Below are 22976 nucleotides of genomic sequence, written 5' to 3'. Positions count from 1 at the left end.
CGCTAAGTCGAAATGCATCACTTCTACAAGACGTAGAAGTGATGCATTTCACAAAACTGCGTCGATTTGCGCAGAGGTGTCCGCAACCACGGCGGCCAGGCCGTTTCCGGCGAGCCAGCCTCCCACCACGGTCAAGCCGTCGGCTTCGGAGCAGATGCGGCGCACTTCGGCAACGCGCTGTTTGTGACCGACGGCGGCAAACGGCAAGGCACCCGCCCAGCGGACGACGTCCCAATCGAGCACGTCTTCGCGGACAATCGGCACGGTCAGCAAGGTCGAGGCGTCGCGGAGCGCAGCGTCGAGCAGAGCATCGTCATTGAGTGAGGCGACGGATTGCGCGGCCGCCGATCTAGGGGCGTCCGCCCCTTCGGCGCGCCCATAGGACAGGCGCAGCACGTGCGTACCGGGTCCGGCTTCTTCCGCCAGCCAGTCCCATTTTGCCGTGGCATGCGTGAGCGCCTTCGCCTCGATCCCGGCGGTCTGCGGGGCGACGAGAATGCCGGTGCCGCGGGGACGACGGTCCAGTTCAGGCACGTCCACCACCAAGGTCACCAGGCTCACCAAGGGACCCGCGGCGTGGCGCAGCGCGGACAGCTCCGGAAGCGCCCCCTCCAGCAACCCGACGGCGGCCGGACCGTCGAGCGCCACCACCAGCCGCGCGGCGTCGTACGTTGTGCCCACAGCGCTGGCCTGCCAACCGCTTTCAGTGCGGCTGATCGCATCCACGCGGGCGCCGGAAACGAGGGCGACGCCCTGCGAACGCAGCTCCGCCACGAGGGCGGAGACCAAGGTGTTCATTCCGCCTTTCAAGCCGCCGACGGCGGATCCGGCCTTCGCCGGTCCGGTCCCGTTTTGCTTTGAAGCAGTTTGTCCTGAACCGGCTGCGCGCTGGCTGGCCACGGCCGCGGCCAACGATCCGTGCTTCCGCAATGCCGCGCGCAGGCCGGGGGCCACCATGTCGACATCGAGCAGTCCCGGATCGGCGGAGTGCACACCCCCGACGACGGGTGCGACGAGCCGTTCGAGCACCCGCTTGCCCATCCGCGCCCGCACCAAGGTTGCGACGCTGGTGACGTCGGCAGAGCTGCCCACCGATGTGGGCAAGTAGCGGTCAAGCGAGGCCCGCAAGGAGCCTGCGAAGCCCAAGGAGCGGCGGACCTCGGGGTCCCAGGGATTCGCGGGAATTCCGAGCACCCCGGTCTTGGGCAGTTCCTGCGGGCCATCCGGCAACTGCACCCAGGCACCCCCAGGATGCGGCGCCACGATGTTGCCACCGAGCCCAAGATCGCGGGCTAGATCGGCCACGGCCGTGGAGCGCATGGCGAATGACTCGGCTCCGCTGTCCAGCCCAAGGCCGCCAACAGTGTGGCTTCCCACGCAACCGCCCCACGCGTCGCTCGCTTCGAGCACGGTGACACCGAATCCGGCCTTGGCCAGTCCCCGGGCAGCGAGCAGGCCGGAAATGCCGCCGCCCACCACGACGGCGGCAAGGCCGGCTGCTGAATGCCCGGGAAGTGCGTGTTCGGACCGTGTTTGCTCGGACTGCGCGTGCCCGCGGCTCATGTTCGCTATCCTGCCGGGATCGAGTGGATGAGTTCCACTACCCGGGTCAGGACCGCGGGGTCCGTCTCCGGGGGCACGCCGTGGCCGAGGTTCAGGACGTGGCCCGGGGCCGCGGAACCTGCTGCGATCACCTCGCGGACATGGGCTTCCAGGACCTCCCACGGCGCGGAGAGCAGCGCGGGGTCGATGTTGCCCTGCAAGGGCACGGTGCCGCCCAGCCGTCGGTTTGCCTCGTCAAGGGGCAGCCGGTAGTCCACGCCGACGACGTCCACGCCGACATCGCGCATAGCGACAAGCAACTCGGACGTTCCCGTACCGAAATGGACCAGCGGCGCGTCGAGGTGGCGGACGTGGTCAAGGGCGCGGGTCGAGGCGGGAGCAACGTACTTGGCGTAGTCGGCCAGGCCAAGAGAGCCTGCCCAGGAGTCGAACAGTTGCCCTGCGGAGGCGCCGGCTTCCAGTTGCGCCCGCAAGAACATGCCGGAGGCGTCGGCTGCCCAATTGGCCAGGGCGGTCCAGGTTTCCGGATCGGCGTGCATCATGGTGCGCGGACCGAGGTGGTCGCGGGAAGGCTTGCCTTCCACCATGTACGCGGCGAGCGTGAACGGCGCGCCGGCAAAGCCGATCAGGGGCGTGGTGCCGAGCTCAGCGACCGTCAGGCGCACGGCCTCGCGGATCGGTTCGAGGGCTTCCCAGGTCAGCTGCGGCAGGGCTGCTACGTCAGCGGCGGTGCGGACCGGCTTGTCCAGGACGGGCCCGACCCCGGGGACGATGTCCACGCCCACGCCCGCCAGCTTGAGGGGGATGACGATGTCGGAGAAGAAGATTGCCGCGTCGACGTCGTGGCGGCGAACCGGCTGCAAAGTGATCTCGGAGGCGAGTTCGGGACGCAGGCAGGAGTCCAGCATCGCCACGCGTTCACGGACTTTGAGGTATTCCGGCAACGAGCGGCCTGCCTGTCGCATGAACCACACCGGACGGCGGGACGGCTTGCCTCCGCGGTACGCCTGGATCAGCGGGGAGTCTGCGGTGCGGCCATCCATCAGCGGGTGGCTTGCATCAAGGCTTGAGGCGGCGGTGCCGGAAGTGCCGTTGGCCGGCACAGAATGAGGCAGTGCGGAGCTGGAAGTCATGCCTTCGATTGTGCCGAAGATCGGGGCCAAAAGATAACGACAGCCTGTCCCCCACCATCCGTGGTGACGGGCATCACTCCCGGCAGTGCGGAGAACCACTGACCCGCGTTGTTCTACATGGCGCCGAAAAAGCTATGATTGCTTTGCTGTGGTTCTTTTCTCATTGGTGGCTACACACGCCGACATCGATCTTGAGACCGTCGCTCAGTTGAGCAACGGTTCATCCGAGGTTGCCTCGTCCGCCTTGGCCGATTCCCAACTTGTCTCCGGCGCCGTGGTCCTGGCCACCTGCAACCGCTACGAAATCTACGGCGAAACGCCGCACGCAGAGAACCTCGAAGCGGCCCGCTCGGCACTCGTCACGCAGATCAGTGGCCTGAGCGGACTCAACGAGCAACTCGTCTCACGGGCCTTCAGCACCCGCACCGGCCCTGAGGTCAGCAGGCACCTCTTCGCCGTCAGCGCCGGACTGGACTCCGCCGTCGTCGGCGAACGCGAAATCGCCGGCCAGGTGCGTCGCGCCCTCATCACTGCCCAGCACGAAGGAACCGCGAGTTCCGGGCTGGTCCGCTTGTTCCAGGCCGCTTCCAAGACGGCCAAGGACGTCGGAGCCCAGACCGCACTCGGTTCGCGGGGCCTGTCCATCGTTTCAGTTGCGCTGGACCTCGCCACCGACCTCTCCGAGAATGCCGACTGGAGCACCAAGAAGGTAGTTGTCTTCGGGACCGGGGCCTACGCCGGAGCCACGATGTCGCTGCTTCGCGATCGCGGCTGCACCGACGTCTCCGTCTACTCGTCTTCCGGCCGCGCCGAGGCTTTCGTAGCAACCCGCGGCGGAACCGCGCTCGACGCCGAAACCCTCCCTGCCGCCGTCGCTGCCGCCGATGTCATGATCGGTTGCAGCGGATCGGACACCCGCGTTGAGGCCGAAGAGCTCGCCAAGGTCCGCGCTGTGTCCACCCAGACCCTCATCGCGATCGACCTCGCCCTCACCCACGACTTCGACCCCGCAGTGGGCGAGCTCGACGGCGTCGAGCTCCTGACGCTCGAATCCGTGCGGCTCGCGGCGCCCCAGGAACAAGCGGAGTCGCTGGCACAAGCGAGCACCATTGTTTCCGGCGCGGCAGAAGCCTTCGAGCAGGAGCGCGAAGCCCGGTCCGTCGATTCGGCCATTGTGGCGCTGCGCCGACACACCATGAACGTGCTCGACGCCGAGATGGAGAAAGTCCGGGCCCGGCACGGCTGCACCGCCGCGGCCGAAGAGGTCGAGTTCGCGCTCCGCCGCATGGTCAAGCAATTGCTCCACATCCCCACGGTCCGCGCACGCGAACTCGCCGCAAACGGCCAGCAAGACGAGTACGTGGCCGCGCTCGAGGCCTTGTATGGCATCCAGGTGGAGCAGCCGGCTGCGTCACCCGCAGCAGAGTGCCCCGTGGACCACCGCCAAGCACCTCAGCAGGCTGAAAGCGCCTAGCTTCCGCGACCCCGCCCTAGGCGAACGCGTTGACGCCCGTCATTTCGGCAGACACGGCCCACAGCTTCGTTGCGGCTTCCGGGTCCACTGCGTGCGCATCCACTCCCTGGTACCGGGCGAGCGGCGAAGCCGGGTCCGTGGGCTTGGCAATGTCGCAGTCTTCGCAATACACCCCGCCCATGCCTGCCAGGGCCGGGGACGTGGCTGCCCAGGTGGACGTGGCGGCTCCCTGCTCCGGAGTCTTGAAACCCTCCCTGACGTTGCCCGCGTCGTCCATCCAGCCCGCCGCGACCATCTCTTCGCGGGGCAGGTAGCGCTGGAGCTCGGTCATGATGCCGCCGGGGTGGACCGCGAAGGCCCGCACCCCGGAGGAGCGCCCCAGACGGTCAAGCTCGACGGCGAACAGTGCGTTGGCCGTCTTCGCCTGGCCGTAAGCCTTCCATTTGTCGTAGCCGTTCTCGAAGTTGAGGTCCTCGAAACGGATGGGCGAGAGTTTGTGCCCCGTGGAGGACAAGGACACGACGCGGGCCGAGCCGGCAGCTGCCAACGCGGGCCACAACGTGTTGAGAAGCGTGAAATGGCCCAAGTGGTTGGTGGCGAATTGCGATTCCCAGCCCGGACCCACACGTTGTTCCGGGCTGGCCATGATCGCCGCGTTGTTGATCAGGATGTCCAGCGTTGGGTTCGATTCCAGGAAGCGTGCCGCAAAATCCTTCACTGCTTGCTGATCGGATAGATCCAGGCCCTCCACGGTCACTTTCGCCAGGCCGGCCGCGTCGAGGACCTCCTTGGCCTGTTCGGGACGCCGGGCGGGAACCGTGACCCGGGCGCCAGCGGAGGACAACGCCCTCACCGTCTCCAGGCCGAGCCCGGAATAGCCGCCCGTGACAATTGCCGTCTTACCGTGAAGGTCCAACCCCGCCACAACGTCAGATGCCGTGGAGCCATGGCCGAAGCCCGATCCGATGGGATATTGCGGTGTGGTCATGGATTCCTCGCTCATATCGGGACCTTTCGTGTTCACGGGCGTTGTGGGGTCAGTAAACCGGCTTGTTTGGCTCGACGTCGTGCACCCACGCCAGGATCCCGCCGTCGAGGTGGCTCACGCGTGTGTAGCCGGCACGCTGTGCAGCCGCGAGCACAGCCGCGGAACGGGTACCTCCCTTGCAGTGGAAGACGATCTCTTTGTCCTGCGGGAGTTCCGTCCAGGCCTCTCCCGCCAGGATGCGTCCCTGCGGGATGAGCACCGAACCGTCGATGCTCACAATCTCGTGTTCACCGATCTCGCGGACATCCACCAATTCGAAGTCGCGTTCCCCTGCTGCGCGGGCTTCGAGCATTCCGGAAAGTTCGGTGGGCGTGACGGTCGGAACCGAGTCGCTTGCGGGCGCAGGGGTGATGCCACAGAAAGCCTCATAATCGGTCAATTCTGTGATCGGCTCGGCCTCCGGGTCTTTCGAAACCTTGATTTCGCGCCAGCTGCCGCCGAGCGCGTCGAAGAGCGCCACGCGCCCTAGCATGGAGCGCCCGACGCCGGTGATCAGCTTGACTGCCTCGGTCACCATGAGCGAGCCGACAGCGGCGCACAGCATGCCGAACACGCCGCCTTCGCCGCAGGACGGGACCGAGCCGGCGGGAGGGGCCTCCGGGTAGAGATCGCGGTAGCTGGGTCCGTGCTTCTCCCAGAACACACTGACCTGGCCGTCGAAGCGGAAAATGGATCCCCAGACGTACGGTTTGCCGAGAATCGCGGCAGCATCGTTGACCAGGTACCGGGTGGCGAAGTTGTCCGCGCCGTCCAGGATGAGGTCGTAGCCCGAGAAAATCTCCAAAGCGTTGGAGGAGTCCAAGCGTACGTTGTGCAGCTGCACGCTGACGAGCGGGTTGAGTTCCTTGATGGCGTCACGCGCCGATTCGATTTTCGGCCGTCCCACATCGCCCACGCGGTGGATGATCTGACGTTGCAGGTTGCTGAGGTCGACGTCGTCGTCGTCCACGATTCCGAGCGTCCCCACCCCGGCGGCGGCGAGGTAGAGCAACGCCGGAGAGCCCAGTCCGCCGGCTCCGATCACGAGGACTTTGGCATTCTTGAGCCGACGCTGACCGGCCGCTCCGATTTCGGGAATAATGAGGTGGCGCGAGTAGCGTTCCACCTCTTCGGTGGTCAGTCCCGCGGCCGGTTCCACGAGTGGCGGCAGCGAAGACGGCAACGTTTGGGCAGCAAAAGTAGTGGCCATACTTCAAAGTATCCCCGCAGGTGCCGCCCGGTCATATTACTGCGCAGTATTGTGGTCATAACTGCAAGGGGAAAGGCGGCAGACAAGTGGCCGAGAGTGCACGTATCAAACAAGAGGCGCAGGTCAGGCAAGATCGGACCGGTTCGCCCCGTTCGGCCAGGTTGCCACGCGATGAGCGCCGGGCCCAGCTCTTGAATGCCGCCTTGGAAGTTTTCGTTGCCAACGGCTTCCATGGTGCGGCGATGGACGAAATCGCCGAGACCGCCCATGTCAGCAAGCCGGTGCTGTACCAACACTTCCCGTCGAAACGGGAGCTCTACATGGCCCTCCTCGACAGCCACCTGGCCACGCTCACGGACCAGATGCTCACGGCGCTGAATTCGACGTCGGACAACAAGGAGCGCGTCCAGGCCGTCATGCGCGCCTACTACCGTTTCATCGCGGGCGATGACCAAGCCCACCGGCTCGTCTTCGAATCCGATCTCATCAATGACCCGGACGTCAGCTCCCGGCTGGAGACTTTCAACCGCACCTTCGCCGACGCCGTCGCCAAGGTCATCGCCGAAGACACCAAGCTGCCCCCGCTGGAGGCCCAGCTGCTGGGCCGGGGCCTGGCGGGAATGGCGCAGGTCAGCGCGCGGTATTGGCTCGAAACCGACGGCGATTTGGACCTCGATGTCGCCAGCGACCTGATCTACCGTTTAGCTTGGCGCGGAATCAGTCGCTTCCCGAAAGAGTCCTAGACTACAAATAGAGGACTGAGTATTTTTTTGATTGGCTGGGAGGCCCCGCTGTGGAAGTAAAGATCGGCATTCAGAATGTTGGCCGTGAGATCGCGCTTGAGTCCGCTCTCGACGCCGAGGCTGTTGCCAAGATCGTGAGCGAGGCCATTGCCAACGGCACGGACCTGCGCCTGACCGACGAAAAGGGCCGCCAGGTCATCGTTCCCGGCAATGTCCTCGGATACGTGGAGATCGGCGCCGAGGAAGTACGCCGGGTCGGCTTCGGCGCCCTCTAAGCAACAGGCAAGAACACCAGCGAGCCAGGAGTCCGCATGCTCTCACTTGTCATCGTGGCGCTAGCCACCATCGCTTCAGGCTTCATTGTCTGGGGAACTGACAAACACCGTGGAACGTACGGAATCACCCTGCCCGCCGGCGTTTCGGTCGCCGTCGCCATGCTGAGTTGGGTGATCTTCATCCAACTTGGCTTTGGCTACCAGCCTGGCGTGACGTGGATCCCGTGGGTCCTGCCCATCATTCTGGGGACCGTGGCGGCCGCCGTGGCGTCCTACTTCCTGGGCCGCCATCGGAAGCGGCACGACACCGCCCAGCTGACCGCGGCGCTGAGGCTCTAACCAGCGCTGCGGCTCTATCTGCAGATCCGGCTCATGGCGTGGCTTCCGGTTTGGCAACTGCCCCGGCTTCCGCGGCCGCTTCGCTGACGCTCTTAGCCGCCCGGACGTCGCGCTGCGTTACCTCGCTCCCGGCATCGTGGGACGTGTAGAGGATGAACACCCGGTTGTAGCGCCAGTCCAGGTCCGGGTGGTGGTTCTGCTGTTCGGCAATGCGCCCGACGGCGGCAATCAACTCGAGTGCGGCAGCCGACGTCGGGCACTTGTAGGCGGTGACGAGGGCGCCCTGGCGATACCGCCAGTCCGGCAGCTCCGCCAGGGCGTCGTCAATAGTGGACCTGGAAAGAATGTCGTCCTTGCCGGCCATTCGGGGCTCCTTCACAGACGCGGAATCTTCGCAGGAATCCCCGGAGCGGCCAGCGTCGGCCGCTAGAGGAACTCGGCCCGGCCTTCCATGGCCGAGGAGGCCAGGGCGTGTTCCCTGCGCGGGATGCGGCCCGCCTGCTTCGCCAGCCTACCGGCGATGACCGCGTGTTTGAAGGCCTCGCCCATCTGCACCGGATTCTGCGCGCGGGTCACCGCGGTGGCCAGCAGCACGGCGTCGCAGCCGAGCTCCATGGCCAGTGCGGCGTCGGACGCGGTGCCGATGCCGGCGTCGAGCACTACCGGCACCGAAGCGCGGGACACAATCAGCTCGATGTTGTGGGGATTCAGGATGCCCAGGCCGGTGCCGATAGGCGCGCCCAACGGCATCACCGCAGTTGCCCCGAGGTTCTCCAGGCGAAGCGCAAGTACGGGGTCGTCGTTGGTGTAGGCGAAGACCTTGAAGCCGCGGTCCACCAGCTTCTCCGTCGCATCCACCAACTCCACGGCGTCAGGCAGCAGCGTCTGTTCGTCGGCGATGACCTCGAGCTTCACCCAATCCGTTTCCAATGCCTCCCGGGCTAGCTCGGCTGTCATGACGGCATCCTTGGCGGTAAAACAGCCGGCGGTGTTGGGCAGGACACGGATGCCGTGGTCTACGAGCAATTGGAACAGCGAACCGGTTTCCGTCGGTGAGTACCGCCGCATGGCGACGGTAGTGAGTTCGGTGCCGGAAGCCAGCAAGGCTGCCCCGAGGCCGTCTAGGCTCGGAGCTCCGCCGGTTCCCATGATAAGGCGCGAGCCGAACTCAACACCGTCGATCACCAGGGCATCGGTTCGGGTGCCTGCTTCGTGAGTGCTTGCTGTGGTCATGGTTCAGCCTCCCTGTACTGCGGTAACGATTTCGAGTTCGTCGCCGTCTGCGAGCGCGGTGGCAGCCCACTGGCTGCGCGGCACCACTTCGGAATTGCGTGCGACGGCGACGCCGATCTTGCGTCCGTCGGCCGCTTGGCCGCTGGAATCCACAACGCGTCCGGTGATGTGGCTGACGAGGGTGGTGACGGAAGCGTCGTCGCTCAGCGTGTGGTCTGCGCCGTTCAATTTGATGTTCATGCGTGGTCCTTCAGAAGGGGATTTAAGGTATCGGCCGATGGGCCGTCTGCGGAAGCCCTTGCTGTTGAGAGCGGGCGGGAGAAGCGGTCCGGGCGGAATTTGTTCCACCGGGGATCGGCGGTGCCATCCATGAGTCCAACGCAGATTTTTGCCGCTGCCGGAGTGAGGAGCACGCCATGGCGGAAGAAGCCGCTGGCCACGATGAGGCCGGGCACGGTTCCTTCCCGACCTTCGACGCGGCCCAGCAGCGGTGCGTTGTCCGGGGTGCCCGGACGGGCCCGGGCAGTTGCTTCAAGGAGTTCCAGCTCGGCAACGGCCGGAACCAATACCTGGGCGTCGCGGAGCAATTGGTAGACGCCGCCGGCTGACACCGGGTTGGCCGATCCCCCGGACGACGACAATCCGTCCTCACGTTGCGTCGCGCCGATCACCACGGTCCCGTCATCGCGGGGAACGATGTAGACGGGCACTCCGCGCACCATTCCCCGGACCGTGGCGGTGACCAGCGGTTGCAGGTGGTCCGGGACGCGCAGCCGCAGTATGTCGCCGTAGACGGGACGCAACGGGAGCGACAATCCATCCGGCAGTCCTTTCACGCGGGCGGCATCGAGTCCGTTGGCTACCACCGTTTCCGTGGCAAGCACTTCGATGCCTGAGCCGAGCACGGCCCCGACGGCGCGCCCGTCCTCCCACAGGAGGCCCGCCGCAGTGTCCCGGACCGCGAAACCGCCTTCGGCCCCCGGAATCCAGCTCGAATCGCCGGGCTGGTGCTCCGCCAGCGCGCCTAGAATCGCGGCCGAAAGCCGGCGAGGATCCACTTGGTGGTCGCCCGGGATGTCGAAGGCACAGGAAATCTGCGGGCTCAAGAGCGGCTCACGCTCCCGTGCTTCGCGCAACGGCACGGATTCCACCACCAGGCCATGGGCCAGCTGGACGTCCCGAAGATCGGCGAGCGCCCGGCGGTCCGCTGCGTCCGCACCGACGGCGAGGGTCGGCGTCGTCCGGTAACCCGTGCTGCGTCGGGTTCGTGAGCCGGTCACATTGTGTTCGAAGTCCGGCCACAACGCCGACGATTCGAGCATGAGCTCCAGGAGGTCCTCTTCCTGGTAGTGCAGTTCACTGACGGGTGCCAACATCCCCGCCGCCGCGAAAGTAGCGCCGATGGCCGGCGCGGGATCGATCAGGGCAACCGAGCGGCCCGACCTTCGGGCTTCCCACGCAATGCCCAGGCCAATGACGCCGCCCCCGATCACCGCCACGTCTGTGTGCAGGGGCCCGTGCTGGGTGTTTACTTCGTCCATGGAGTCCTTCCCTACGCCGGTACTAGCCGGATCAGGTCAAGCGGTCGGCGCTGAAGCCCTCTCAGCCGCGCGGCGATTGTGACTGCCGCCGCGGCTCCCGCGGTACCAGCCCAGTTTAGAGGAACTACTCTGTTTCCATGACCCAGCACGATGTCCACACCACCGCCCGCCTCTACCTCTGCACCGACGCCCGCAAGCAACAGGGTGATTTTGAGCAGTTTGTCGATGCCGCATTCGAGGGCGGCGTGGACATCATCCAGCTGCGCGACAAGACCATCGAAGCGGCAGAGGAACTGGAACTCCTGGAGATCCTGCAATCCGTGGCGCACCGTCACGGGCGCCTCTGGGCAGTCAACGACCGCGCCGACGTCGCTTCCCTGTCGGGCGCGCCGGTATTCCACATCGGCCAAAAGGACATTCCGCTGCGCTCGGCCCGGAAGCTGCTCCACGACCCCACCATCATCGGCCTCTCCACGCACACGCCGGAGCAGATTGACGCAGCCATCGCCGCGTCGCCTGGCCGCAGCGGCTTGGACTACTTCTGCGTCGGGCCTGTGTGGGCCACGCCCACCAAGCCTGGACGCTCCGCCGTCGGGCTCGATCTGGTGAAGTACGCTGCCAATGCGGTGAAGCAGGCAGACGAAGAGACGGTCGGCGGCGTAGTGCTTCCTTGGTTTGCGATCGGCGGCATCGATCTCAGCAACGTGGAAGACGTAGTGAGGGCCGGCGCCAGCCGCATTGTTGTGGTCCGCGCCATCACCGAGGCCGAGGATCCGACGGCGGCAGCCCAGGCACTCCTGGCCGCACTGGACGCAGCGGCGGCCTAGCGAGACGCCGGGAGATTTTGGAGTTACCCTGACTTTCGTGTCACATCAGCGCATAGCCCCGAACGTCTCTGAAACGTCGAACCAGCTCGCGGAAGCACTGGCGGCGCTTCGGACCGAACTCGAGCTGCCCGCTGGTTATCCCGCTGAAGCACTGCGCGACGCGGAGGCCGCGGTTTCAGGACACAGGTTGCCGGCACAGGACCTCACGGGCGTTCCGTTCATCACGATCGACCCGGCCTCTTCCACGGATCTCGACCAGGCCCTCTTCATTGAGCGGTCCGGGAATGGTTACAGGGTTCTCTACGCCATCTCCGATGTGCCCTCCTTTGTGCCACCGGGAGGAGCGCTCGACGCCGAGACCCGCCACCGGGGACAGACGTACTATGCGCCGGACGGCCGCATACCGCTGCACCCCGAGATCATCAGCGAGCACGCCGGAAGCCTGCTGGCGGGCCAGGACTGCGGAGCGTTCGTGTGGGACTTCGAACTCGATGCCGAAGCAGAGTTCCGCACCGTCTCAGTTCGCCGGGCAAGCGTACGCAGCCGCGCCAAGCTCAACTACAAGGGCGTCCAGTCCGCGATCGATTCCGGGACAGCTGATCCCGTCCTGCAGTTGCTCAAGGAGGTCGGGCTCAAACGGGTGGAACTCGAACGCCGCCGCGGCGGAGCGAGCCTGAACATGCCTGAACAAGAAATCGTCCAACTGCCCGACGGCGGGGGGTACAGGATCGTCGCAGCTCCCTCGCTGCCCGTCGAGGACTGGAACGCCCAGATTTCGCTCATGACCGGGATGGCGGCGGCCCAGCTGATGCTCGACGGCAAGGTTGGAATCCTGCGCACCATGCCCGCTCCCGATGAGCGCTCGCTGCTCCATTTCAAACGGCAGGCCGGGGCGCTCGGCAAGCCTTGGACCGAGGGGACCAGCTACGGCGAGTACCTACGGACCCTCGACGGCAAAGACCCCCGGCAATTGGCCATTCTCCATTCCGCGGGGCTGCTTTTCCGGGGCGCCGGCTACACGCCTTTCGACGGCGAAGTACCGGGCAGCGTCATGCAGTCAGCCATCGGCGCACCATATGCCCACACCACTGCGCCGTTGCGCCGGCTGGTCGATCGTTTTGTCCTGGTCATCTGCGAAGCACTGAGCAACGGAACGGAGATCCCTGCATGGGCCCGGGATGCTTTGCCGAGCCTGCCGGAGATCATGGCGTCATCCGACCAGCTTGCCGCCAAAATGGAGCGCCTCGCCTTGGACACGGTGGAGGCCGCACTCCTGGTGAACCACGTCGGACAGGAATTCGACGCCGTGGTGATTTCCGGATCGAAGCCTGCCAAGAACAACGGAAACGGGAACGGGAACAGCACCAACGGCCACAACGGGAATGGGAATGGGAATGGGAACGGCAACTCCCACGGCCCCTCCGGCATCGTCCAGATCGCCGAGCCGGCGGTCACCGCTCGTTGCGATGGCGAAATGGAGTCCGGTACGAAGGTCCGCGTGAAACTGCTTGACGCGGACATTGCCACCCGCCAAATCACCTTCGAACTGCTCCAGTAGCGCAATCAGTTCACAGGACCGCGGCCGCGATCCGGGGTTTATTGCGCCCAGACGCTAGACTGTGTGAGTAGTAATGGATGCCCGGTCGTTGATTCAGTTAATTTTTTGACATCAACAAGCCCGCCCCTACGCGATCTTGAGATACACCAGCTGGTCCCCAGTGCCAGTATTTAGATAGCCCGCGATCGGCTTCCACTGGATTTGCTTGCGCCCGTCCGTGCTCCGGAACGGCCCTGCCACAACCGTTGAGCACGCAGCGCAGCCCAAATGAATAAGGAAAACTCCACTGTGAGTGAATTGCACACCCATGAAGTTCTGACAGACGGAACCGAAACGATCGAACCCGAGGAAACCATTTCCTCGGACGAAACACCCCACGAGATCGCAGAAAAGTCCTTCGCCGACTACAACGTCCGCGCCGACATCGTCGAGTCCCTCGCCGACGCCGGAATCACCCATCCCTTCCCCATCCAGGCCATGACCCTCCCGGTGGCCTTGGGCGGTCACGACATCATCGGCCAGGCCAAGACCGGTACCGGAAAGACCCTCGGCTTCGGCATTCCTGCGCTGCAGCGCGTCGTCGGACCGGGCGACGCCGGTCACGACAAGCTCGCTGTCCCGGGTGCACCCCAGGCTCTCGTGATTGTTCCGACCCGCGAACTCGCGGTCCAGGTGGCCAATGACCTCCAGACGGCATCCCGGAAGCGCAACGCCCGTATCGCCACCATCTATGGCGGCCGTGCTTACGAGCCCCAGATCGAAGCCCTGCAGAAGGGCGTCGAGGTTGTCGTCGGCACGCCCGGCCGTTTGATCGACCTCTACAAGCAGAAGCACCTGAACCTCAAGAACGTTCGCATGGTCATCCTCGACGAAGCGGACGAGATGCTTGACCTCGGCTTCCTTCCGGACGTCGAGACTTTGATTGCCGGCACTCCCGCCGTCCGCCAGACGCTTCTCTTCTCGGCCACCATGCCCGGACCGGTCATTGCCATGGCCCGCCGCTACATGACGCAGCCCACGCACATCCGTGCCGCAGACCCGAATGACGAAGGCCTGACCAAGCGCGACATCCGCCAGCTCATCTACCGTGCCCACAGCATGGACAAGATCGAGGTTGTCGCCCGCATCCTGCAGTCCCGCGGCCGCGGCCGGACCATCATCTTCACCAAGACCAAGCGCACCGCCGCCAAGGTAGCCGAGGAACTCGTCGATCGCGGCTTCGCTGCCGCGGCCATCCACGGCGACCTCGGCCAGGGTGCCCGCGAGCAGGCCCTGCGCGCCTTCCGCAACAACAAGGTAGACGTCCTGGTGGCCACGGACGTCGCCGCCCGTGGCATCGACGTGGACGACGTCACACACGTCATCAACTACCAGTGTGTCGAAGACGAAAAGATCTACTTGCACCGCGTTGGCCGCACCGGCCGTGCCGGCAACAAGGGCACCGCGGTCACGTTCGTCGATTGGGACGACGTCCCCCGCTGGGCCCTCATCAACAAAGCCCTGGGCCTGAGCTCTCCCGAGCCCGTGGAGACATATTCTTCGTCCCCGCACCTGTTCGCCGACCTGGATATTCCGGAAGGCACCAAGGGCCGCCTGCCCCGCAACCAGCGCACACTTGCGGGCGTCGACGCCGAGGTCCTGGAGGACCTGGGCGAGACCGGCAAGAAGAACTCCCGTTCCGGCGGCGATTCCGGTCGTGGACGCTCCGGCCGTGACGGTGGCCGGGAGGGTGCACGCCGCGGTCCCAAGTCCGCTGAGACTCCGGCCCGCGACGGCGACGGTGAGGGCGGCCGCAACCGAACGCGCCGCCGTCGTACGTCTGAAGGCGAAGCAGCCCCCGCTCAGGCAACGGCCCAGTCTGCCGAGCCGCAGTCCGGCGAGGGCTCGGACAAGCCCGCCCGCGCACGCCGTTCCCGCACCCGCCGCCGCAACGGCGAAGTGGTCTCGGCTTCCGGTGCCTCCGGCGAGAGCACCGAGGCTTAACGGCCTCAATGACTGACACTGTTTGGGCGCCGGACGGCAGCAACTTGGTGGTTCACGCGGACAACGCGGATTTCCTCCCGACGCTGCCGGACGGCGCCTTCACACTGATTTACGTGGACCCGCCCTTCAATACGGGCCGGGTCCAGAGCCGCCAGGAAACGCGCATGGTCCGCAACGCCGACGGCGACGGCGACCGCGTCGGCTTCAAGGGACGCTCGTATGACACCATCAAGGGCGCCCTGCACCGCTACGACGACGCGTTCAGCGACTACTGGTCCTTCCTGGAACCCCGGCTTGTGGAGGCCTGGCGCCTACTCGCCGACGACGGCACTTTGTACCTGCATCTGGACTACCGCGAAGTCCACTATGCCAAGGTCATGCTGGACTCGATCTTCGGCCGGGAGTGCTTCCTGAACGAGATCATCTGGGCCTACGACTACGGCGCACGCGCCAAGAACCGCTGGCCCACCAAGCACGACAACATCCTCGTGTACGTCAAGAACCCCGCCAAGTACCACTTCGACAACGCCGAGGTCGACCGCGAGCCGTACATGGCGCCGGGCCTCGTGACTCCGGCCAAACGCGAACTGGGGAAGCTTCCCACGGACGTTTGGTGGCACACCATCGTTTCCCCGACCGGCAAGGAAAAAACCGGCTACCCGACGCAAAAGCCGGAAGGCCTGGTCCGGCGGATCGTCACGGCATCGAGCCGGCCAGGAGACTGGTGCCTCGACTTCTTCGCGGGTTCCGGCACGCTTGGTTCAGTCGCGGCGAAACTCGACCGCAGGTTCGTGTGCGTGGACCAGAACGGCCCGGCCATCGATGTGATGCGCAAGCGCCTGGACGGCAAGGCCACTTTCTACCCCGTCTAGCGGACTACCGAACTACCCGTGCCCAGCTCCTCGATGCGGGCCAGGACGTCGGGTGACGTCAGGTTCTCCCCGAGCAGGTTGGGTTTGCCGGTTCCGTGGTAGTCGGACGATCCGGTCATGAACAAACCGTGTTCGGCAGCCAGTCGCCGCAGGAACACGCGGCCTTCCTCGGGATTGTCGCGGTGCTCCACTTCCAGCCCCAAGAGGCCGGCGTCGATCATTTCCCGGTAGGTCCGTTCCCCGACCACCCGGCCGCGGGCCGAGGCCACCGGATGCGCGAAGACGGGGACACCGCCCGCCGCGCGGACGAGCTCGACGGCGAGCGCCGGGTCCGGTGCGTAGTGCTGCACGACATAGCGCGAGTGCGAGGTCAGGATGGCAGTGAACGCTTCGGAGCGGCTCGCCACCGCACCGGCGGCGACGAGGGCGTCGGCAATGTGGGGCCGGCCCACGGTGGCGCCCGGAGCCACATGATGGATGACATCGTCCCAGCTCAAGGGGTAGTCCTCTGCCAGGAGCGTGACCATGCGTTTGGCACGGGTGAGCCTCGCGTCCTTCGCCTTGGTGATCTCCTCAAGCAAGCCGGGGTGCGCGGGATCGTGGAGGTAGCTGAGCAGATGGACGCTGATCCCCTCCCGGGTGCGGCACGAGATCTCTATCCCCGGCACAAAGGCCACCCCGAATTCCAGTGCCGCGACGGAGGCCTGCTCCCATCCGTCGGTGGAGTCGTGGTCGGTCAGGGCCACCACGTCCAGACCCGCCGCGGACGCTGAAGCGATCACTCCCGCGGGAGCCTCGGTCCCGTCGGAAACATTGGAGTGCGCGTGCAGGTCGATCTTCACTTTCCAAGCGTATTTGATTGGGGACGGCTTGGACCGTTTCGGCGTTGGCCTAGTGTCGGCCTTGATGGGACGATGGGACGGTGAACGATGCAGAAAACACCCAAAACGGTGAACCCACAGCCTCCCAGCCACTGGAGGAGCGCGTCAACAACCGCTCCCAGCGGCCCACATCCGATGCCTTCAAGGCGTTCATGGCCAGCAATTGGGCGCCCGCGCCGCAGGTGACCCCTGCACGTGACGCTGTCGCAGACCACGCCGCCAGACGTCGTCGGGCCATCTCCGACAAGTTCGCGGGCTTGCGCCTCGTCCTACCGGCCGGCCCGCTCAAGGTCCGCTCGAACGATTGCGACTACCGCTTCCGCCCCCACTCCGGCTTCGCCCACCTCACGGGCTTGGGCCTGGACCACGAGCCCGATGCCGTGCTGGTCCTGGAACCTGTCGAGGAAGGAACCGGCGACGACGGCGGCAACCACCTCGCGACGCTCTACTTCCGTCCGCTGGCCGGCCGGGACACGGAACAGTTCTACGCCGACTCGCGCTCCGGTGAGTTCTGGATCGGCGCGCGTCCGACGCTCGAAGAATTCGAAGCGCGCCTCGGGCTCAGGACGGCGCACCTCGACGAACTCGAGATGGCCATCACCAAGAACGTCGGCGCCCCGGAAATCGGCGGCATCTCCATCCGCCTGGTCCGCAAAGTCGACGAGAACATTGATGCCCTCGTGGACACGGCCCGCTACAACACCGCCAAGGATCCGGAGAACCTGGACCTCGGCGAACTCGATGCACTGGACGAACTACTCAGCGAGGCGCTCTCGGAGCTGCGCTTGCTCAAGGACGACTGGGAAATCGCGCAGATGAAGATCGCCGTGGCCGCGACCGTGGAGGGTTTCGCCGATGTCGTCCGCGCCCTCCCCCGCGCCATGACCCACCACCGCGGCGAACGCGTCATCGAAGGCGCTTTCTTCGCGCGTGCCCGTGAGGAAGGGAACGAGCTCGGCTACGACACCATCGCGGCCGCCGGAAACAACGCCACGGTGCTGCACTGGACCCGGAACACGGGCAAGGTCAACGCCGGAGAACTCGTGCTGCTCGACGCCGGTGTGGAGGCAGATTCGCTCTACACCGCCGACGTCACGCGTACCATTCCGGCCAACGGAAAGTTCTCGGACGTCCAGCGCAAGGTCTATGAAGCCGTCCTCGACGCAGCCGACGCCGGATTCGCCGCGGCCCAGCCGGGCGTGAAGTTCCGCGACATCCACACGGCCGCCACGACGGTCCTCGCCGAGCGCCTTGCCGAGTGGGGCCTGCTGCCGGTCTCCGTGGAGGAAGCCATCAGCACCGATGGCCAGCAGCACCGCCGCTGGATGCCGCACGGTACCAGCCACCACCTTGGCCTGGACGTCCACGACTGTGCCCAGGCCAAGCGTGATCTCTACCTGGACGGTGTACTCACCGAGGGCATGGTGTTCACGATCGAACCCGGGCTCTACTTCAAGGCAGAGGACCTCGCGATTCCGGAGGAATACCGCGGAATCGGCGTCCGGATCGAGGACGACATCCTGATGACGGCAGACGGTCCCCTCAACCTCAGCGCCGCGCTCCCCCGCAAGGCCGACGACGTCGAGTCCTGGATGGCGGGCATCTACCAGGACGCCGAAGCTTAACCACCGAGGCAAAACGCACGAGGAGGGCTACCGGATATTGATCCGGTAGCCCTCCTCTTTCGTTAAAACACGTAGACGCCGGCTTCCGTCCACTTAATTTCGGGTTTTTTACACTGAGATTTGCCGTTTTGACCACTGAGATTGACGAAATCCACACGGAGACGCCCCGAGGCACTTGTACCCTCCTCCTAGGCGCAGCACCGATAGACGATCCCCCCGTTTGGTGCCGTTGCCATACCACAAAGTGGTATTTCTCTATCTTCGAATCGGGTCAATGCGAGGAGGTGAACACAATGGAGATGGTCTCAGAAGATGTGCTGGAGGCGGGAGCCACCCTGGCCTGTAGCAGCGGGTGCATGTGCACCTGATTTAGCGCTCGGTTCGTTGGTGGCGACGCTTGTGCTTCGCCACCAACGAGCCAAGTGAGATAGCAAGGATACGAACAACACTGAATTTGGGGGGCAGCGTGCGCTTGCCACTGTTCAATATTTTCGACTTTCCAAAGCACAAGAATTTCTATGAGGCTATTCATGCTGCGGGGCCAGTTGGCGCGTGGAACCTTATGAAGGTGCTCGACGCCCTCGATCAACCCATCTACCGGGCAAACCAACCAGACGTAGATAATTTCGACGTCTTGAAGGCCCGGGCCCTGGATTTCATGAATGCAGTCCCTGGGCTTGATGGCTTCGACAAGGAATTGCACGCCAGGAGCTTTGCTGGGTACGGACCGAAGCTGCAGTTTGAATCGACCTTCATCAATCTGTGGATGAAGGACACTGAGACGCTGTTTCGGGACGTTGTGGCTGTCGATGGGCGCCGCCACCTTCACGAGGCGGCGTCCAGTGGCCGAGGGGTAATCGCTCTCCCGCTCCATCTCGGACCCTCATATGCTGCCATTCCCATGCTCGCTTATGAAATGCCGACGACGACGCTCTACAACCGGATGAATTTTGACGAGATCCGCGCAGCGTCCTTTCCTGACTTAGACTTCCGCGGGATCCGGCTCGGGAGCACATCGGCGATGCGCTCTGGCCTGACCGCCCTGCGTGAGGGCAGGATCTTCTCCATGTTCCCTGAACTGGACCCTCGTGGAGTGGATGAGCACCATGCCCGAATTCCCTTCTTAGGGACAACCATCATGGTTCCCACCGGTCCGGTTGTCCTGAGCCATGTTTCCGGCGCCCCTATGGTCCCACTCACGCTCAGGGCCGTGGGCGACGGCCGCTTTCGACTCAAATACCACCCTGCGATACCACCGCCGGTATCTCCCGGTGAACGCCGCCGCTCCCTGCTGGCCGTTTGGGATGTCATTGAGTCAGAGCTTCTCGCCGGCGACGTCGGAGAATGGGAAATGTGGTTCGAATTTGACCGGATGCTCCCCCAGGTCTGGGCTATCGAGTCATGACCGTCGCCCCTCTTCCCGCCATTTCCCTTAAAGGCGTTCGTCGCCACTATGACGACGGTGCCGGAAACGAGAAAGCTGCACTAGACATTGATGAACTCGAGATCCAGCCGGGTGAACTTGTTGCCGTCATTGGCCCATCTGGATCCGGTAAGTCAACCCTGCTCCAATTGGTCGGTGGAATCGATTCGCCGACTGCAGGGTGTATAGACGTAGCAGGACTCCGGGTCTCCGAGATGGATGAAAAACAGAAGACAATCTTCCGGCGGGAGAATATTGGATTCATTTTCCAGGCATTTCATCTTGTTCCAAGCATGACGGTGGTGGAGAACGTCGGGTTGTCATCGATTGTTTCCGGTCAAAGAGGCTTTCGTTGGCGATCAGATGCTCTGGTGCTGCTCGATCAGCTCGGGTTGTTTGAATATGCCGAGAGGTTTCCCGATCAATTGTCAGGCGGGCAACGTCAGCGGGTCGCCGTAGCTCGAGCGCTATTCGGGGCTCCTAGCGTCGTCCTAGCCGATGAGCCGACAGGAAGCCTCGACTCCGGGAATAGGGATATTGTTCTCCGTCTGATTCGCGACGCGATCGGAGACGGTCGTCGCACGACCGGGCTGATGGTCACCCATGATCCATATGCTGCGAGTTACGCCGACCGGATCATCGCCCTGCGGGACGGGAAGATCGTTGATCAGCTTGACCTGACCCTTAATGAACCAGATCGGGAGGGGGATTCTCACCATGATGAGCGCGTTCGCTCGTGGTTTGCGGCAACTTCGCTTTGATTTTCCCCGATATGGAGTCGCAGCGGTTGCATTGGTCTTTGGCGTTGCGCTCATTTTCGGCACCCTGCTCACATCGAAGAGCATCAACGACCAGCTGTCGCAAGGAGCCAGCTCGCTGTCAGGCATAGGCGACGTCGCGGTCGTGCCTGCTATTCCCGGAACCACAGTCCCGGAGAGCGCAGTCAAGGCCGTGGCGGATCTCCCTGGCGTTGCGACGCCGATCCCGACTCTGGCACGGAATTCGAGCGTCCGGCCTGCGGGAACCGTTGGAACAGGCCGCCCGCTGACGGTTACGGGTTACCCCACGACGTTCAACACTGAGCTTCAACTCATGAGGCTTGACCTTCGGGGCGGGCTCCCTACCGTAAACAACCCTGAGGCACTGGTTCCGTCTGATGTGGCTTCGCGCTTAGGGGTGGACATAGGCGATTCCCTGGTGGTCGCGTCGAGCGACGCTACCACGCAGCTGCGCGTCGTAGGGGTGTTCAATGGCAAAGTTCTTGGTCCGTTGGCGTACGACAACATTTTTGTCGATTTGTCCTACGCCCAGACGATATTCAACCAGCAGGGCCAAGTATCAAGGGTTGACATCCAGCTGTCGGCCGGGAACTCCGCTGAACGCTGGCAGAGCGAGTATTCGTCCAGCCTGCCTCCTCAGTTCAAAGTACAAGACACTTCTGCCTTCAATTCGACCCTCGGTCCCCTCATCGCGGTTGTTTCACTCATCTTGATGATCGCCTCCGGCACCGTACTGGGCATCTCGATCCTCCTATCGGCGACGGCCTTCCAGTCAGTCGTGAATGCCCGCCGGCTGACTTATGGTGTCATGCGCGCTGTCGGCGCGCGCGGTTCCTGGCTGGCGGCCGCCGTCCTTTATGAGGCACTGATGCTCGCGTTCGCGTGCTCGATGGTCGGGCTTGGGCTCGGGTTTGGTGTCAGCTGGATCCTCAACCAAGGGCTATCGTCGATGGGGAACATACCTCCAGCCACCGTGGCGGTCGAACTTTGGCAAGTTCTGCTTGCCATCCTGAGCGGGGTCGCCGCGGGCTGCGCCGGGGCGGCCCGGGCCATCATGAACGTGCTGCGCCAGGCCCCTCTTACGGCTATCTCGCCTGAAGGCGCAGAGCGCAGGTCTTCAAACAGATTCCGCGTCGCCCTCAGCATCATGCTCCTCATATTCGGAGCAGGCAGCTACTGGTACGACTCGCTCGTCGTCAAGCTCGTTGGCTTCGTCCTATCGCTGGCCGCCGCGGGCTTCCTCGCTCCGTCAATTCTCATCGCATGCACCAGGCTACAGATCTTCGCAGGATGGACAGGGAAGGCTGCGGCTCAGCGCCTGCGCAGACACGCATCGCTCGACTCCACGACGGCCATCATGGGGATTGTCGTCTGCCTGGGTGCGGCCCTTGTCATCGGGGTCGGCTCCGTACGGAGCGCCATGATGGACCAGATTGGCCGTCAATTCGGGGCCGACATTCAAATATCGTCCACGACGCCCATCGTTGAGAAATTAGACGAACGTCTGGCATCAATTCAAATGATCAACCGGGTTTCGGACACAGTTTGGGATCACGCGGCATTGCAGTTCCAAGGCACCACGAGCCAGGTTGCAATCCTTGCTGTCGATCCAAAGAGCTACTTCGCCACTGCTCAGCTTCCATGGCGCCACGGAAGTGACGGATCTGCACCAGCCGCCCTGGAAAAGGGAGGCGCGGTCATCATTCCTGAAGCTCTCGCCGCCAGCCGCGATATTTCCTTGGGCGACTACGTCAGATTAAATCGGGCAGGCAAGACCCTCTCGCTTCGCATCGTCGGGACGTATGCGTCCTTGGCAACAGGGAATCAGGTGGTGATGAGTCGCGACGCGGCAGCCGAGCTCGGAATTACCGGATCCAACGGCTGGAATGTAGAAGCGAGGCCGGGTGTCGACGTCACAGCGCTCCGGGACACGATCGCTGATTCAGTTGCCGACATCCCTGGCGTCTCGGTGATCACGGCCGCAAAAATGAAAGAGCGCGCAGAATCAGAGCTCGGCTCCTACGCCGGAGCCGCCTTCGGCATCGTTGTGCTTGCGCTCAGTCTCGGCGCAGTCGGCGCGGCCGGCCTGTTCTCAGTCGGCGTCGCTCGTCGGGAGAAAGAGTTCGGGATGTTGCGCGCGATTGGTGCCACCCGGGGCGACATAACGAGGCTCGTTGCGGTTGACGCGATCTTGATCGGAATTGCGGCGCTTGCTTCGGGACTTCTCGTTGGTCAGTTGGCTGGGTGGGTACTAACCCGGCTTGTCGCCGGGGCACTCGGAGTGACGCTGAGCACGACTGTTTCCGTCCTGGCATTCAGTGGAATCGCAATTGTCACCTTGACTGCATTGTGCTTGGCGGCGATAGGACCGAGCCGCAGGGCGGCTCGAATAGAGCCCGCAGCGGCCCTGAGGGCCGAGTGATGGCCGATAGAGGAGGAGCGAAGATGGGCTGCCGCCCGTTGAGACTGCGGGACAGCGTGCTCGTATTC

At 64.3% G+C, this 22976-nt stretch carries 21 protein-coding genes and 1 riboswitch; of the genes, 12 read left to right on the top strand and 9 right to left on the bottom strand.

Translation table 11 applies throughout. From position 1 onward, the window contains the following. Nucleotides 1-48: 48 nt before the first annotated feature. Both hemG and hemE read right to left on the bottom strand, forming a co-directional pair. Entirely contained in the window at nt 49-1563 is a 1515-nt protein-coding gene (hemG, locus tag AC1DJB_RS01940) for a protoporphyrinogen oxidase (protein ID WP_441432513.1), read from the bottom strand. 5 nt (nt 1564-1568) lie between these two features. Then, nucleotides 1569-2696 (bottom strand): uroporphyrinogen decarboxylase, encoded by a 1128-nt coding sequence (gene hemE, locus AC1DJB_RS01935; protein ID WP_476909851.1) that lies wholly within the window; start codon nt 2694-2696, stop codon nt 1569-1571. A 148-nt stretch (nt 2697-2844) separates the two neighbouring features. Here hemE and AC1DJB_RS01930 point away from each other — a divergent pair, with 148 nt between their 5' ends. Next, nucleotides 2845-4170 (top strand): glutamyl-tRNA reductase, encoded by a 1326-nt coding sequence (locus AC1DJB_RS01930; protein WP_441432515.1) that lies wholly within the window; start codon nt 2845-2847, stop codon nt 4168-4170. A gap of 16 nt (nt 4171-4186) precedes the next feature. On the opposite strand, the gene AC1DJB_RS01925 is transcribed toward AC1DJB_RS01930, so the two are convergent. Continuing rightward, nucleotides 4187-5173, bottom strand: coding sequence for an SDR family NAD(P)-dependent oxidoreductase (locus tag AC1DJB_RS01925; protein ID WP_441432516.1), 987 nt, complete (start codon nt 5171-5173; stop codon nt 4187-4189). A gap of 34 nt (nt 5174-5207) precedes the next feature. After that, on the bottom strand, nt 5208-6407 hold the full coding sequence (gene moeB / locus AC1DJB_RS01920) for a molybdopterin-synthase adenylyltransferase MoeB (RefSeq protein WP_059387504.1): 1200 nt from the start codon (nt 6405-6407) through the stop codon (nt 5208-5210). Nucleotides 6408-6610: 203 nt separating this feature from the next. Between moeB and AC1DJB_RS01915 the strand changes: the two genes are divergently transcribed. Genes AC1DJB_RS01915 through AC1DJB_RS01905 form a run of 3 tightly spaced genes read left to right on the top strand, consistent with a single transcriptional unit; the run spans nt 6611 to nt 7764 of the window. Next, nucleotides 6611-7150: a TetR/AcrR family transcriptional regulator gene (locus tag AC1DJB_RS01915; protein ID WP_441432517.1), complete on the top strand. Its 540-nt coding sequence runs from the start codon at nt 6611-6613 to the stop codon at nt 7148-7150. 50 nt (nt 7151-7200) lie between these two features. Beyond that, nucleotides 7201-7425, top strand: coding sequence for a DUF3107 domain-containing protein (locus AC1DJB_RS01910; RefSeq protein ID WP_059387503.1), 225 nt, complete (start codon nt 7201-7203; stop codon nt 7423-7425). Nucleotides 7426-7461: 36 nt separating this feature from the next. Further along, a complete protein-coding gene (locus tag AC1DJB_RS01905; RefSeq protein WP_284991475.1) occupies nt 7462-7764 on the top strand; it encodes a hypothetical protein in 303 nt (100 codons plus the stop codon). Nucleotides 7765-7795: 31 nt separating this feature from the next. Here AC1DJB_RS01905 and AC1DJB_RS01900 read toward each other — a convergent pair whose 3' ends face one another. The 4 genes from AC1DJB_RS01900 to thiO all read right to left on the bottom strand — a co-directional run bounded on the left by AC1DJB_RS01900 (nt 7796) and on the right by thiO (nt 10538). Continuing rightward, nucleotides 7796-8128, bottom strand: coding sequence for a 4a-hydroxytetrahydrobiopterin dehydratase (locus AC1DJB_RS01900; protein ID WP_441432518.1), 333 nt, complete (start codon nt 8126-8128; stop codon nt 7796-7798). Nucleotides 8129-8190: 62 nt separating this feature from the next. Beyond that, nucleotides 8191-8997: a thiazole synthase gene (locus AC1DJB_RS01895; protein ID WP_284991470.1), complete on the bottom strand. Its 807-nt coding sequence runs from the start codon at nt 8995-8997 to the stop codon at nt 8191-8193. A gap of 3 nt (nt 8998-9000) precedes the next feature. Further along, nucleotides 9001-9237, bottom strand: coding sequence for a sulfur carrier protein ThiS (gene thiS, locus AC1DJB_RS01890; protein WP_441432519.1), 237 nt, complete (start codon nt 9235-9237; stop codon nt 9001-9003). After that, on the bottom strand, nt 9234-10538 hold the full coding sequence (gene thiO / locus AC1DJB_RS01885) for a glycine oxidase ThiO (protein ID WP_476909850.1): 1305 nt from the start codon (nt 10536-10538) through the stop codon (nt 9234-9236). The genes thiS and thiO overlap by 4 nt, the downstream gene beginning before the upstream one ends. Further along, nucleotides 10530-10649: riboswitch (TPP riboswitch) on the bottom strand. (Overlaps the previous gene by 9 nt.) Before the next feature lie 26 nt (nt 10650-10675). Here thiO and thiE point away from each other — a divergent pair. The 4 genes from thiE (at nt 10676) to AC1DJB_RS01865 (ending at nt 15778) form a co-directional block, all read left to right on the top strand. Then, a complete protein-coding gene (thiE, locus tag AC1DJB_RS01880) occupies nt 10676-11365 on the top strand; it encodes a thiamine phosphate synthase (RefSeq protein ID WP_441432521.1) in 690 nt (229 codons plus the stop codon). Nucleotides 11366-11402: 37 nt separating this feature from the next. After that, entirely contained in the window at nt 11403-12923 is a 1521-nt protein-coding gene (locus AC1DJB_RS01875) for an RNB domain-containing ribonuclease (protein WP_441437177.1), read from the top strand. Between the two features lie 288 nt (nt 12924-13211). Beyond that, nucleotides 13212-14906: a DEAD/DEAH box helicase gene (locus AC1DJB_RS01870; protein ID WP_441432523.1), complete on the top strand. Its 1695-nt coding sequence runs from the start codon at nt 13212-13214 to the stop codon at nt 14904-14906. An 8-nt stretch (nt 14907-14914) separates the two neighbouring features. Further along, nucleotides 14915-15778, top strand: a complete 864-nt coding sequence (locus tag AC1DJB_RS01865; RefSeq protein ID WP_441432524.1) for a DNA-methyltransferase — start codon at nt 14915-14917, stop codon at nt 15776-15778. On the opposite strand, the gene AC1DJB_RS01860 is transcribed toward AC1DJB_RS01865, so the two are convergent. Further along, nucleotides 15775-16620 (bottom strand): PHP domain-containing protein, encoded by an 846-nt coding sequence (locus tag AC1DJB_RS01860; protein ID WP_476909849.1) that lies wholly within the window; start codon nt 16618-16620, stop codon nt 15775-15777. The genes AC1DJB_RS01865 and AC1DJB_RS01860 overlap by 4 nt on opposite strands. Nucleotides 16621-16700: 80 nt before the next feature. Between AC1DJB_RS01860 and AC1DJB_RS01855 the strand changes: the two genes are divergently transcribed. The 4 genes from AC1DJB_RS01855 (at nt 16701) to AC1DJB_RS01840 (ending at nt 22908) form a co-directional block, all read left to right on the top strand. After that, entirely contained in the window at nt 16701-18284 is a 1584-nt protein-coding gene (locus tag AC1DJB_RS01855; protein ID WP_441432525.1) for an aminopeptidase P family protein, read from the top strand. Nucleotides 18285-18750: 466 nt separating this feature from the next. Continuing rightward, on the top strand, nt 18751-19689 hold the full coding sequence (locus tag AC1DJB_RS01850; RefSeq protein WP_441432526.1) for a lysophospholipid acyltransferase family protein: 939 nt from the start codon (nt 18751-18753) through the stop codon (nt 19687-19689). After that, complete coding sequence (locus AC1DJB_RS01845) at nt 19686-20468, top strand: ABC transporter ATP-binding protein (protein WP_306964273.1); 783 nt, start codon at nt 19686-19688, stop codon at nt 20466-20468. Before AC1DJB_RS01850 ends, AC1DJB_RS01845 begins: the two co-directional genes overlap by 4 nt. A 31-nt stretch (nt 20469-20499) precedes the next feature. Then, nucleotides 20500-22908, top strand: coding sequence for an FtsX-like permease family protein (locus AC1DJB_RS01840; RefSeq protein WP_476909848.1), 2409 nt, complete (start codon nt 20500-20502; stop codon nt 22906-22908). Nucleotides 22909-22976 lie beyond the last annotated feature (68 nt).

The sequence above is a fragment of the Arthrobacter sp. 01T428 genome, from assembly GCF_056398685.1.
This window is presented reverse-complemented; position numbering and strand designations above follow the sequence as displayed.

Coding starts and splice junctions, on each gene's coding strand:
- hemG (WP_441432513.1), bottom strand. CDS start 1,563: ATGAGCCGCGGGCACGCGCAGTCCGAGCAAACACGGTCCGAACACGCA.
- hemE (WP_476909851.1), bottom strand. CDS start 2,696: ATGACTTCCAGCTCCGCACTGCCTCATTCTGTGCCGGCCAACGGCACT.
- AC1DJB_RS01925 (WP_441432516.1), bottom strand. CDS start 5,173: ATGAGCGAGGAATCCATGACCACACCGCAATATCCCATCGGATCGGGC.
- moeB (WP_059387504.1), bottom strand. CDS start 6,407: ATGGCCACTACTTTTGCTGCCCAAACGTTGCCGTCTTCGCTGCCGCCA.
- AC1DJB_RS01905 (WP_284991475.1), top strand. CDS start 7,462: ATGCTCTCACTTGTCATCGTGGCGCTAGCCACCATCGCTTCAGGCTTC.
- AC1DJB_RS01900 (WP_441432518.1), bottom strand. CDS start 8,128: ATGGCCGGCAAGGACGACATTCTTTCCAGGTCCACTATTGACGACGCC.
- AC1DJB_RS01895 (WP_284991470.1), bottom strand. CDS start 8,997: ATGACCACAGCAAGCACTCACGAAGCAGGCACCCGAACCGATGCCCTG.
- thiS (WP_441432519.1), bottom strand. CDS start 9,237: ATGAACATCAAATTGAACGGCGCAGACCACACGCTGAGCGACGACGCT.
- thiO (WP_476909850.1), bottom strand. CDS start 10,538: ATGGACGAAGTAAACACCCAGCACGGGCCCCTGCACACAGACGTGGCG.
- thiE (WP_441432521.1), top strand. CDS start 10,676: ATGACCCAGCACGATGTCCACACCACCGCCCGCCTCTACCTCTGCACC.
- AC1DJB_RS01865 (WP_441432524.1), top strand. CDS start 14,915: ATGACTGACACTGTTTGGGCGCCGGACGGCAGCAACTTGGTGGTTCAC.
- AC1DJB_RS01845 (WP_306964273.1), top strand. CDS start 19,686: ATGACCGTCGCCCCTCTTCCCGCCATTTCCCTTAAAGGCGTTCGTCGC.